This is a genomic window from Inquilinus sp. YAF38 (assembly GCF_052113205.1).
In the GTDB taxonomy this organism is placed as follows: Bacteria; Pseudomonadota; Alphaproteobacteria; order DSM-16000; family Inquilinaceae; genus Inquilinus.
In genome coordinates this window covers 1-12,344 of sequence record NZ_JBFRCU010000084.1, presented here as the reverse complement: position 1 = coordinate 12,344, position 12,344 = coordinate 1, and the positions used below count along the sequence as shown (strand labels likewise).

General features: G+C 69.0%; 9 protein-coding genes. 1 reads left to right on the top strand and 8 read right to left on the bottom strand.

Annotated features, from left to right (window positions below; translation table 11 throughout):
- Positions 1–68: 68 nt before the first annotated feature.
- Positions 69–926: an alpha/beta fold hydrolase gene (locus AB4Z01_RS28335; protein WP_441699368.1), complete on the bottom strand. Its 858-nt coding sequence runs from the start codon at positions 924–926 to the stop codon at positions 69–71.
- Positions 927–1,152: 226 nt separating this feature from the next.
- Here AB4Z01_RS28335 and AB4Z01_RS28330 point away from each other — a divergent pair, with 226 nt between their 5' ends.
- Positions 1,153–2,115, top strand: a complete 963-nt coding sequence (locus tag AB4Z01_RS28330) for a LysR family transcriptional regulator (protein ID WP_441699367.1) — start codon at positions 1,153–1,155, stop codon at positions 2,113–2,115.
- Between the two features lie 283 nt (positions 2,116–2,398).
- Here AB4Z01_RS28330 and AB4Z01_RS28325 read toward each other — a convergent pair whose 3' ends face one another.
- The 7 genes from AB4Z01_RS28325 to sucD form a co-directional block, all read right to left on the bottom strand.
- Positions 2,399–4,597 (bottom strand): molybdopterin cofactor-binding domain-containing protein, encoded by a 2,199-nt coding sequence (locus tag AB4Z01_RS28325; protein ID WP_441699366.1) that lies wholly within the window; start codon positions 4,595–4,597, stop codon positions 2,399–2,401.
- Between the two features lie 16 nt (positions 4,598–4,613).
- Positions 4,614–5,069 carry a (2Fe-2S)-binding protein gene (locus AB4Z01_RS28320; protein ID WP_441699364.1) on the bottom strand — a complete coding sequence of 152 codons (456 nt, stop codon included), beginning with the start codon at positions 5,067–5,069 and terminating at the stop codon, positions 4,614–4,616.
- Positions 5,070–5,196: 127 nt separating this feature from the next.
- Positions 5,197–5,775, bottom strand: a complete 579-nt coding sequence (locus AB4Z01_RS28315; protein ID WP_441699362.1) for a TetR/AcrR family transcriptional regulator — start codon at positions 5,773–5,775, stop codon at positions 5,197–5,199.
- Positions 5,776–6,227: 452 nt separating this feature from the next.
- Positions 6,228–6,731, bottom strand: a complete 504-nt coding sequence (locus tag AB4Z01_RS28310) for a hypothetical protein (RefSeq protein ID WP_441699360.1) — start codon at positions 6,729–6,731, stop codon at positions 6,228–6,230.
- Between the two features lie 79 nt (positions 6,732–6,810).
- Complete coding sequence (gene odhB, locus AB4Z01_RS28305) at positions 6,811–8,055, bottom strand: 2-oxoglutarate dehydrogenase complex dihydrolipoyllysine-residue succinyltransferase (RefSeq protein ID WP_441699358.1); 1,245 nt, start codon at positions 8,053–8,055, stop codon at positions 6,811–6,813.
- A 47-nt stretch (positions 8,056–8,102) separates the two neighbouring features.
- Positions 8,103–11,021: a 2-oxoglutarate dehydrogenase E1 component gene (locus tag AB4Z01_RS28300; RefSeq protein ID WP_441699398.1), complete on the bottom strand. Its 2,919-nt coding sequence runs from the start codon at positions 11,019–11,021 to the stop codon at positions 8,103–8,105.
- Positions 11,022–11,465: 444 nt separating this feature from the next.
- Entirely contained in the window at positions 11,466–12,341 is an 876-nt protein-coding gene (gene sucD, locus AB4Z01_RS28295; protein ID WP_441699396.1) for a succinate--CoA ligase subunit alpha, read from the bottom strand.
- Positions 12,342–12,344 lie beyond the last annotated feature (3 nt).

The following is a 12,344-nucleotide window of genomic DNA, read 5'->3' as shown; positions in this document are numbered from 1 at the left end:
TTTTAGCCGGTTTCGCCGCGCGGGTCAGGTGCGAATTGCCGCGGCAGTCGCGGTGATGGGCCGGGCGGTCAGGCCTTCTGCCGTCCCAGGAAGTCCCGGATCAGGCCGGCGATCTCGGCGTGATGGGTCTCCAGCGCGAAATGGCCGGCATCGACGAAATGGATCTCGGCATCCGGCAGGTCGCGCTTATAGGCCTCGGCCCCCGGCGGGATGAAGAACGCGTCGTTCTTGCCCCAGACGGCCAGCAGCGGCGGCCGGTGCCGGCGGAAATAGGCCTGGAACTCCGGGTAGCGCTCCACATTGGTGCGGTAGCTCAGGATCAGGTCCAGCTGGATCTCCTGCGCCTCCGGCCGCCGCATGTACTGGCGGTCCAGGGTATAGCCGTCTGGCGACAGAAGGTCGGCCGGCGCGCCGTGCTGGTACTGGAAGCGGATCGCCTCGTCGGTCAGCGAGGCGCGGCAGGCCTCGCGGTGCTCGGCGGTGGGCTCGCGCCAATAGGCTTGCCATGGGCCCCACTCAGCGCTCAGCCCCTCGATATAGGCGTTGCCGTTCTGGCTGATGATGGCGCTGATCCGCTCCGGATGCTGCAGCGCCAGCCGGAAGCCGACAGGGGCGCCGTAATCAAAGATGTAGAGGGCATAGCGTGTCAGCCGCATGGCGTCGGTGAAGCCGCCGATCACCTCGGCCAGCCGGTCGAAGCTGTACTCGAAGGCGGCGCGCGGCGGCGCGACGGTGTTGCCGAAGCCCGGCAGGTCGGGCGCGATCACCCGATAGCGGTCGGCCAGCAGCGGGATCAGGTCCCGGAACATGTGGCTGGCGGTCGGGAAGCCGTGCAGCAGCAGCAGCACCGGCGCGTCGGCCGGCCCGGCCTCGCGGTAGAAGACCGACACGTTGCCGACCTGCTTCGTCCCGTATCGAACGGTCATGGTGCTCTCCTTTTCCGAAACGGAAGTCCGGGCCGCCGGGCGCAGGCCGGCCGCCTGCGCGGCGGCGGGAAGCAGGCCAAGCCCGCCGAGAAGGGCCAGCAGGGATCGCCTGCCCAGGTGCCGTATCATCATCGCCTCGCGCATTGTGGTCGAAGCCGATGTAGGACGTTTCCGTTTCTGCAATAAGTTGGCATATTGGCAATCTGAGGTTGCAGGATCTGAAATCATGGACCGGCTCGATGCCATGGCCATCTTCCTGGCGGTGGTGGACCAGGGGTCGCTCGCCGCTGCGGCTCGCGCCCTGGGGCGGTCGCCGGCGACCGTCACCCGGGCGATCGCGACGCTGGAGGCCAGGCTGGGCGAGCGGCTGCTGCACCGGAATGCCCGGGCCCTGCGGCTGACCGCCGGCGGCGAGCGCCATGTCGCGATCTGGCGCAGCGTCCTGGCCGAGCTGGAGCAGGCGGAGCGGAACCCCGAGGCCGGCCGGCTGGAGGGCACCATCGGCATCACCGCGCCGGAGCTGTTCGGACGGCTGAAGGTGATGCCGGTGCTGGAAGGCTTTCTGGCCGGCCACCCCGCGGTGCGGGCGCGGCTGCTGCTGCTGAACCGGGTGGTGAATCTGGTCGATGAAGGCGTGGATGTCGCCGTCCGGCTGGCGCCGCTGCCCGATTCCGGCATCGTCGCGGTCCGGCTCGGCGAGGTGCGCAAGCTGACCTGCGCCGCCCCGTCCTATCTCGAGCGATGCGGCGCGCCGGAGCAGCCGGCGGCGCTGGCCCGCCTCATCTGCATCGGCGCGGAGGAGGGCGGCGGCCGTGAGCTGTGGCGCTTCACCGATCGGTCCGCGGGGCGCCCCCGCACGACCCCGGTCGCGCTCGAGCCGCGCATCGTCCTCAACAGCGCCGCCACGGCCATCGACGCCGCAATCCGCGGCAGCGGCATCTGTCGGGTGCTGTCCTATCAGGTGGTCGACCATCTGGCGGCCGGCCGCCTGGTGGCGCTGTTGCCCGGCTTCGAGCCGGACCCGACCCCGGTGCATCTGGTGTTCCACCCGGTCCCGCGCCGCAACGCAGTGCTGCGCGCCTTCATCGACCACGCCACGCCGCTGCTGCGGGCCGAACTGGCGGCGATCTCGTCCCGGATGGCGGCGCTCGGGGCCGGCTCGGAGCAGTCGACGCCCGTTTCCTCTTAGTCCCCCCTCCCCTTGCGGGAGGGGGGCAGGGGGAGGGGTCTGCGCGCGTCCGCGCGCGAATGCGCGATGCGCAGGCTTCGCCACGGGCTGATCGCCAGAGTTCGGGCCGTCTCTGGCGGCGCGAACCTCCTCCCCCTAGCCCCCTCCCGCGAGGGGAGGGGGGACTCATTTTGCTTTCGGCGGGGCCTGCCGGGGATTCAGCAGGCAGGCTCCAACGCGCCCGCTCTGAAAAGAACGAGGCCCGCACCAGGCGGGCCTCGCATCCGTCATCCGGCCTGGCGGCTCAGGTGCTGGTCAGCTTCGACAGGTCGAGCGGCAGCGAGCGCAGGCGCTGGCCGGTGGCGGCGAAGACCGCGTTGCCGATCGCCGGCGCCAGCCCGGGCACGCCCGGCTCGCCGATGCCGGTCGGCGCCTCGGCCGAGGGCATGATGTGCACCTCGACCTTCGGCATCTCCGACATCCGGGTCGGCTCATAGGTGTCGAAATTGGCCTGCTCCACCTCGCCGTCCTTGAGCGTGATCTTGTTGCGCAGGACGACGGAGAGGGCGAAGCCGACCGACCCCTCGACCTGGGCCCGGATCACGTCCGGGTTGACCGCGATGCCGCAATCGACGGCCGCCACCACCCGGTCCACCTTCAAGGCACCGTCCTTGATCGAGACCTCGGCCACGGTGGCGACGTAGGTGCCGAAGGACTGGTGCACGGCGACGCCGCGCCCAGATCCGGCCGGCAAGGGCTGGCCCCAGCCCGCCTTCTCCGCCACCAGCGCCAGCACGCCGGCATGGCGCGGCTGGTCCTTCAGCAGCGTGGCGCGGAAGGCGACCGGGTCCTTGCCCGCCGCATGGGCCAGCTCGTCGACCACGGTCTCGACCGCGTGGGCGGTGTGGGTGTGCCCGACCGAGCGCCACCACAGCACCGGCACGCCCTCCTTGGCGTTGTGCACCGTCGCGGTCAGGTCCGGCACGGCATAGGCGGTGTCCGACGCGCCCTCGATGCTGGTGGCGTCGATGCCGTCCTTCACCGCGAAGGCCTCGAAGGAGGTGCCGATCATGATCGACTTGGCGACCACGACATGGTCCCAGCCGCTGACGTTCCCGGCCGCGTCCAGCCCGGCGCGGACCTTGTGATACGCCATCGGCCGGTAATAGCCGGCCTTCATGTCGTCCTCGCGGGTCCGCATCAGGTGGATCGGCGCCTTCGCGCCGGTGGCCTTGACGATCATCGCCGCCTCGGCCGCGTAGTCGGCGTCCGGCGTGGCGCGCCGGCCGAAGGAGCCGCCGGTGTAGGTCGAGTTGATCGTCACCTGCTCCGGCTTCAGGCCGAGGATGGCGGCGATGGTGGCCTGCTCGACGGTCTGGAACTGCGACCCGGCCCACCACACGGCGCCGTCCTTGGTCGGCTCCAGCACGCCGTTCAGCGGCTCCATCGGCGCATGGGCCAGGTAGGGGAACTCGATCTCCACCTCGACCAGCTTGGCCGCCTTCTGCAGCGCCGCCGCGGCGTCGCCACGCTTGGCCGCGGTCAGGCCGGGCGTCTGCGCCATGGTCTTGTACCCGGCCATGATCGCATCGGTGGACTGGCCTTCGCCGGCAGCCGCATCCCACTCGATCTTCAGCGCCTCGCAGCCCTGCATCGCCGACCAGGTGTCCCTGGCCACCACGGCGACGCCGGTCGGGATGGTCACCACGTCGACCACGCCCGGCACCTGCTTGGCCGCCGCGGCGTCGACGCTCTTCGGCGTGCCGCCGAAGCGCGGCGGATGGGCCACCAGCGCGGTCAGCTGGCCCGGCCGGCGGACGTCGATCGAGAAGCCGGCCTTGCCGGTGATCTTGGCCGGGGTGTCCAGCCGCGGCACATGCCCGCCGACCAAAGTGAAGGCCTTCGGGTCCTTCAGCGTGACATCCGCCGGCGGGGTCAGCGTGGCCGCCTTGCCGGCCAGCTCGCCAAAGCGGGCGGACTTGCCGGAGGCGTGCGCAACGACGCCCTTCTGCACGGTGATCTCACCGGCCGGGACCTGCCACTCGGCGGCGGCGGCCTGCACCAGCATGGCGCGGGCCATGGCGCCGGCACGGCGCAGCTGGTCCCAGGAATTGGCGATCGAGGTCGACCCGCCGGTGCCCTGGATCGGGCCGAAGGCGAGGTTGTTGTAAAGCTTGGCATCGGCCGGGGCGAATTCGAAGCGCATCTGGCCCCAATCGGCGTCGATCTCCTCGGCGACGATGGTGGTCAGGCCGGTGGTCACGCCCTGGCCCATCTCGCATTGCTTGATCAGCACGGTGACCGTGCTGTCCGGCGCGACGCGGACGAAGGCGTTGGGGGCCAGGTCTCCGGCCGCGGCCATGGCGCGGCGGGCGAGCGGCAGATGGGCCGCGATCACCAAGGCGCCGCCGAGGGCGCTGGCGCCCTTCAGGAAGGAACGGCGATTCGGCTTGGCGAGATCGGCCTCGGGCACGGCCGGGGCGACGATTGGCTGGGCAAACATGGGTCGTCCCTCCGGTTCAGGCCAGCTGCGACGCGGCGTCGTGGATCGCGGCGCGGATGCGCTGGTAGGTGCCGCAGCGGCAGATGTTGCCGTCCATCGCCGAGACGATGTCGTCGTCGGTCGGCTTCGGCGTCTGGCTCAGCAGGCCGATGGCCGACATGATCTGGCCGGACTGGCAGTAGCCGCACTGCACCACGTCCAGCTTGGTCCAGGCGGCGCGCACCGCCTCGGCGACCTTGCCGTTGACGCCCTCGATGGTGGTGATCTTGCCCTCGCCGACGTCGCCGACGAAGGTCTGGCACGACCGCACCGGCTGGCCGTCGAGATGCACGGTGCAGGCGCCGCACAGGGCCTGGCCGCAGCCGAATTTGGTGCCGGTCATGTCGAGATGGTCGCGCAGGGCCCACAGCAGCGGCATCTGCGGATCGATGTCCAGCTCGTGGTCGGCGCCGTTGATGTTCAGCTTCACCATTGTCGATGTCCCAATTTGGATGCGGTGCAGGAACCGGGCACCGCGCCGGGGCTGGCTGTCCGCGTTGGCCGCGGATCTGGGGTAGAAGGTCTCTAGATCGAACGTTCGATCTAATACGCTTAAAAACTCACGGGTTGCGGGCGACGGCGCGCCAGCAGCCCTCGGCAATGTCGTCCAGGGTCGCGTCGTCCAGCGGCTCGTCCGGGGCCCGCCGCGCGAGGCGCGCGGCGAGGCCGAAGGACAGGTCGTAGACGATGTCCGTCGGCAGTGGCTTGAACGGACTGCCGCCGTCGACGAAGCCCAGCCGCCGGGCCAGGATGGCGAAGTTCTGGTCCTCCTTCGCCAGCTCCTGCAGGTCGGTCGGGCAGTGATAGGGCGAGTTCTCGTACTGCTCGAGGAACCGCGCCTCCAGCCGGTGGGTCCGGTAGAACTGGTAGGCGTTGCACCAGGTATGCTTGAACGCCTCCTTGGGGGAGGCGCCATCGAGATCGCCCTGCAGCATGGCCCGGGCCTTCACCGCCTTGACCTCCTTGTAGAGGTCGCGGATCAGCTCGTCCTTGCTGGCGAAGTAGTGGTAGATCACCCCGGGGCTGGCGCCCGACCGCTTGGCGACCTGGGACATCGGCGTGTCGTGAAAGCCACGCTCCGCCACCAGCTCCAGCGTCGCCTTCAGGATCGCATCCCGCTTGCTGTCGGTGTCGGCCAACACATCGCACTCGATCGAACGTTCGTTCTAGTAATTAGCCGGTCCGCTTGGTTCGAGTCAAGGCGCGGCGCGGCGCCTCAGAACTCGGGCAATCGGGCGAAGAGGCTGAATCCACTGTTCGCTTGTTGACCCGGCAATCCAGAAGGTCTCGACAGCCTCTGGATGCCCGGGTCAAGCCACTGATGTCCGGTTAAGTTTTTCGGGTTGCAGATCTAGGCGCTGAACTAAACTTTTATTGTCATTGCCGGGCTTGACCCGGCAATCCAGGGCCACCAGAGCGGCTCTTGAAAGCCCCTGGATCCTCGGGTCAAGCCCGAGGACGACGGTAAAATAGAATTCAACCCCAAGATAAACCCGTGTTGGTTGCGGCTTTTCCTCAACCGGACAGCCGTGGGTCAAGCCCGGGCATGACAGTAGAGTAGGCAAATTCCTCTCACCCGATCGCGCCGCGGTCAGCGTTTCGCGCAGTCGAAGATATTCTCCAGCGCGGTGCCGGAGCCGGCGAGGGTGAAGGGCTCGGTCACCGCGGGCTCGGCCAGGCTGACGGTCAGCGTCTTGCCGCGGCGCAGGCTTTCGACCAGCGCTTTCATCTGGTCGGTGGTGAAGGCCTTGGACGGGCCCCAGTCGAAGCTGGTCGCGACTTCCTCGGCCGTGACGGCCATCGGCACCGCCGTGGCCTTGCCGTCGACGGTGAAGGTCACCGGCACCGGTTTTGCCTCCAGGGCCAGCTTGCGCGGCAGCGAGAACACCACATAAGCGCCGGTGCGGATCGCCTGGGCGCCCTGCGGCGCGACGTTCTCGGCGCAGTAGACGCCGAGATGGGCGCCGTCGGCATTGGTCAGCCCGGCATAGGCCGTGCCCATATGGGCGCCGGTGCCCCATCCCTCGGCCTCCTGGGCCGAGACCGGCACTGCGACGGCGAGCAGCAGCAGGGCGAAAAGGGCAGGACGGAGCACACGCATCTCCCGAAACGAAGAAGGGCACGTGCTTTGTAGCATGACGCGCAGGGGCGCGTCGGCGTGCCCTTCCTGTAGGTCACATGTCGAGCAGGATGCGCTGCGGATCCTCCAGGCACTCCTTGACCCGGACCAGGAAGGTCACGGCCTCGCGCCCGTCGATGATGCGGTGGTCGTAGGATAGGGCCAGGTACATCATCGGCCGGATCTCGACCTTGCCGCCGACGGCCATCGGCCGCTCCTGGATCTTGTGCATGCCCAGGATGCCCGACTGCGGCGGGTTCAGGATCGGCGTCGACATCAGCGAGCCGTAGACGCCGCCGTTGGAGATGGTGAAGGTGCCGCCGGTCAGGTCGGCCATCGACAGCTTGCCGTCGCGGGCCTTGCGGCCCAGCTCGCCGATGGTCTTCTCGACCTCGGCGAAGGTCAGGCCGTCGGCGTCGCGCACCACCGGCACCACCAGCCCGTTCGGCGTGCCGACGGCGACGCCGATGTCGTAGTAGTTCTTGTAGACCAGCTCGTCGCCGTCGATCTCGGCGTTGACCGCCGGCAGCTCCTTCAGCGCGACGATGCAGGCCTTCAGGAAGAACGACATGAAGCCCAGCTTCACGCCGTGCTTCTTCTCGAAGCTGTCCTTGTACTGGTTGCGCAGCGCCATCAGCGCCGTCATGTCGACCTCGTTGAAGGTCGTCAGCATGGCGGCGTTGTTCTGCGCCTGCTTCAGCCGGGTGGCGATGGTCTTGCGCAGCTTGGTCATGCGCACCCGCTCCTCACGGTCCTTCTTCGGCCGCGGGCCGCTTTCGGGACGGGTGAAGGCGGGAACCTCGATCACGCTCCCGGAAGACGGAGCTGCGGCCGGCTTGGCGCCACCGGAAGCCGCGGCCTGCGCGTCCTCCTTCAGGATGCGCCCGCCCTTGCCGCTGCCGGCGATGGCGCCGGCGTCGAGGCTGTTCTCGGCGATGATCTTGGCCGCGGACGGCATGGCGATCGGCGCCTCGCCGCCATTGGCCTTGGCCGGAGCCGCGGCCGGCGCGGCGGCAGGCTTGGCCGCCTCGGCCTTGGCCGCCGGCTTGGCCGGGGCGCCGCTGCCCTCGCCGATGCTGCCGAGCAGGGCGCCGACCTCGACGTTGCTGCCCTCTTCGGCCGCCACCGATTCCAGCACGCCGGCGGCGGTGGCGTTGACCTCGAGCGTCACCTTGTCGGTCTCGAGCTCGACCAGCGGCTCGTCCATGGCCACGGCGTCGCCCGGCTTCTTCAGCCAGCGGGCGACGGTGGCCTCGGACACCGATTCACCCAGGGCGGGCACCTTGATCTCGACGCTCATAGAGTCTCCATTCCTTCCGGTCCGTTCGGGGCGCAAGCGTTCCGGTATCAGCCGGCCGACAGGGCCTCGTCGACCAGCTTGGCCTGTTCCTGGTTGTGGCGGCGCAGCAGGCCGGTGGCCGGGGCCGCGGCCTCGGGCCTGCCGGCATAGCGCGGCCGGGCGCTGCGATGCTTGATCTCGCCCAGCGCGGCCTCGATCTTGCGGTCGACGAAGTACCAGGCGCCCTGATTCTCGGGCTCCTCCTGGCACCACACCACCTCGGCGTTGGGATACTTCGCCAGCTCGGCGCCCAGCGTCTTGCGCGGGAACGGGAACATCTGCTCCAGCCGGATGATGGCGACATCCTTCAGGCCGCGCTCCTCGCGCTCCTTGCGCAGGTCGTAATAGACCTTGCCGGAGCAGATCACGACCCGCCGCACCGATTCGCCGGCCACCAGCTCGGCGGTCTCGCCCAGCACGCGGTGGAAGCCCGAGCCGCTGCTGAAATCGGCCAGGGTCGAGACGCACTCCTTGTGGCGCAGCAGCGACTTCGGCGTGAACACCACCAGCGGCTTGCGGAAGTCGCGGTGCATCTGCCGCCGCAGCGCGTGGAAGTAGTTGGCCGGCGTGGTCAGGTTGACCACCTGCCAGTTGTCCTCGGCCGATTGCTGCAGGTAGCGCTCGATCCGGGCCGAGGAATGCTCCGGCCCCTGGCCCTCATAGCCATGCGGCAGCAGCATCACCAGGCCGGACATGCGCAGCCACTTCTGCTCGCCGGAGGAGATGAACTGGTCGATGATGGTCTGGGCGCCGTTGGCGAAGTCGCCGAACTGCGCCTCCCACAGCGTCAGGGCCATCGGCTCGGCCAGGGAATAGCCATATTCGAAGCCCAGCACCGCGAATTCCGACAGGGGGCTGTCATGCACCTCGAAGGTCGCCTGGCCCTCGCGGATGTGGTTCAGCGGGACGTAGCGCTCCTCGGTCTCCTGGTCGACCAGCACCGAATGGCGCTGACTGAAGGTGCCGCGGCCGGAATCCTGGCCGGACAGCCGCACCGGGATGCCCTCGGCCACCAGCGTGCCGAAGGCCAGCGCCTCGGCGGTCGCCCAGTCGATTTCGCGGCCGGACTCGATCATCTGCGCCTTGGACTTGAGCTGGCGCACCACCTTCGGATTGACGTTGATGCCCTGCGGCACGGTGCTGATGGCCTGGCCGACCTCGCGCAGCAGCTCGTCCGGCGCCGCGGTGGCGCCGCGGCGGTCGTCGCCCACGGCCGCGGTCAGGCCCGACCAGGCGCCGCCCAGCCAGTCGGCCTTGTTCGGCTTGTACGAGGTGGCGGCCTGGAACGCCGCCTCCAGATGCTTCTGGAAGTCGCGGACGATGCCCTCGGCGCTCTCGGCCGTCAGCAGGCCTTCCTCGACCAGCTGCCGGGCGTACAGCTCGCGCACCGAAGCGTGCTGGGCGATGGTCTTGTACATCAGCGGCTGGGTGAAGGCCGGCTCGTCGCCCTCATTGTGGCCGAAGCGGCGGTAGCAGAACATGTCCACCACCACGTCATGGCCGAATTCCTGGCGGAACTCGATGGCGATGCGCGAGGCATGGACGACCGCTTCCGGATCGTCGCCGTTGACGTGGAAGATCGGCGCCTGGACTGTCCGCGCCACGTCGGTGCAGTAGGGGCCTGAACGGGAATAGACCGGCGCGGTGGTGAAGCCGATCTGGTTGTTGATGACGAAATGGACGGTGCCGCCGACCCGATAGCCCTTCAGGTCGGACATCATCAGCGTCTCGGCCACCACGCCCTGGCCGGCGAAGGCGGCGTCGCCATGGATCAGCAGCGGCAGCACCCGGGTCCGGTCCCCGTCGCGGCGCTGGGTCTGCTTGGCGCGGACCTTGCCGACCACCACCGGGTTGACGCATTCCAGATGCGACGGGTTCGCGGTCAGCGACAGGTGGATGACCTTGTCGTCGAACTCCCGGTCGGACGATGTGCCGAGATGGTACTTCACGTCGGCCGACCCCTGCACGTCCTCGGGGTTGGCCGGGTTGCCCTGGAACTCCGAGAAGATCGCGGTGAACGGCTTGCCGATGACGTTGGTCAGGGTGTTCAGGCGGCCGCGATGGGCCATGCCGACGACGACGTCCTCGAGGCCCAGCTGCCCGCCGCGCTTCAGCACCTGCTCCAGCGCCGGGATCATCGCCTCGCCGCCGTCCAGGCCGAAGCGCTTGGTGCCGGTGTACTTGACGTTGAGGAAGCGCTCGAAGGTCTCGGCCGCGGTCAGGCGCTCATAGATCGCGCGCTTGCCGGCCGGGGTGAATTCCGTGCGGTTCTCGATCGTCTCGATCCGCTCCTGGATCCAGGCGCGGATCGCCGGGTCCTGGATGTGCATGTACTCGACGCCGATATGGCCGCAATAGGTGGCGCGCAGCCGGGTCACGATCTGGCGCAGCGTCGGCGTGTCCAGGCCCAGCTGGCCGGCGACGTAGATCGGCCGCTCCATGTCGGCCTCGGTGAAGCCGTAGGTGGCCGGGTCGAGGTCCGGATGCGGTTTGTTGTGCACGGACAGGCCGAGCGGGTCGAGATCGGCCTGCAGATGGCCGCGCACGCGATAGGCACGGATCAGCTGCATCGCCCGCAGCGTGTCATGCGCGGCGCGGCGGATCGCGTCGGCATCCGGGGCGACGGCGGCAGCTGGCGCGGCCGGCGCCTTGCCGGGCTTGGCACCCTTGGCGGGCGCCTCGGTCGGCGCCTCCAGCCCGAAGGCCTCGCCCAGGCCGTTCAGCCTGACCGCGGGGATGGCGCCGTTCTGCGGGCTCCAGGATGGTCCGGTGTCGGCTTCCGCCTCACCCTCGCCGAGGCCGGCGAAGAAGGCGCGCCAGCTCTCGTCCACCGAGGCCGGATCGGCGCGATAGCGCTCGTGCAGCTCGGCGATGAAATCGGCATTCGGGGCGAACAGGAAAGAGCTCTGTTCCGACGGGCTACCCATCATTCTCAACGGCCGGTCTTGGGCCGTTTCCCTGGCGGTCGGCGGCCGCGTTGACGCCGCGGCCGGGCGGTCCCTGGTGGGACGGGGCTCTAAGTGGCGCGCAACCTACGCCGAAAGTCCAAGAGATGAAAGGCATGTCGGGCGCGGAACGGGCAATTTCCGGCGCCATTACGACAGATCTCCCACGCAAAGAACGCAAACGCGACATCGTGACCGGCACGAACGGTCCGAATCGAGGGATCCGGACATGAAAAAGCCCCGACCGGCAGGACCGGTCGGGGCCGAATCTCGGCTGCGAGGGAGACCGTTTCAGCATTCCCCAACCCGTCATCCCCGCGAAAGCGGGGATCTCGTCACGCTTGGACCGGAAAGAGATTCCCGCTTTTGCGGGAATGACGGCAAAGGGAAAGGGCGCTGTTTTTGAAAAGGTCCCGCGAGGAAGGATCAGCCCTTCATCGCCGCGAGCATGGTCTTGCCGAGGGATGCGGGGGAGTCGGCGACGGCGATGCCGGCGGCCTTCAGCGCCTCGATCTTGTGGTCGGCGGTGTCATGGCCGCCGGAGATCACGGCGCCGGCATGGCCCATGCGGCGGCCCGGCGGCGCGGTGCGGCCGGCGATGAAGCCGACCACCGGCTTGGTCGTGCCGCTGGCCTTCAGGAACTCGGCGCCCATCACCTCGGCGTCGCCGCCGATCTCGCCGATCATGATGATGCCCTCGGTCTCCGGGTCGCCCAGGAACAGCTCCAGCGCGTCGACGAAGCTGGTGCCGTTCACCGGGTCGCCGCCGATGCCGATGCAGGTGGTCTGGCCCAGGCCGGCCGCCGTGGTCTGCGCCACCGCCTCATAGGTCAGCGTGCCCGACCGGCTGACGATGCCGATCTTGCCGCGGCGGTGGATGTGGCCCGGCATGATCCCGATCTTGCACTCGCCCGGCGTGATCACGCCCGGGCAGTTCGGCCCGATCAGACGGGTGGCGGAGCCGGCCAGGGCGCGCTTGACCTTGACCATGTCCAGGACCGGGATGCCCTCGGTGATGCACACCACCAGCGGGATCCCGGCGTCGATCGCCTCCAGGATCGCATCCGCGGCGAAGGGCGGCGGCACGTAGATCACGCTGGCATTGGCCCCGGTCTGGTCCACCGCCTGGGCCACGGTGTCGAACACCGGCAGGTCGAGATGCTTGGTCCCGCCCTTGCCCGGGGTGACGCCGCCGACCATGCGGGTGCCGTAGGCGATCGCCTGCTCGGAGTGGAAGGTGCCCTGGGCCCCGGTGAAGCCCTGGCACAGCACCTTGGTGTTCTTGTCGACGAGCACGGCCATCAC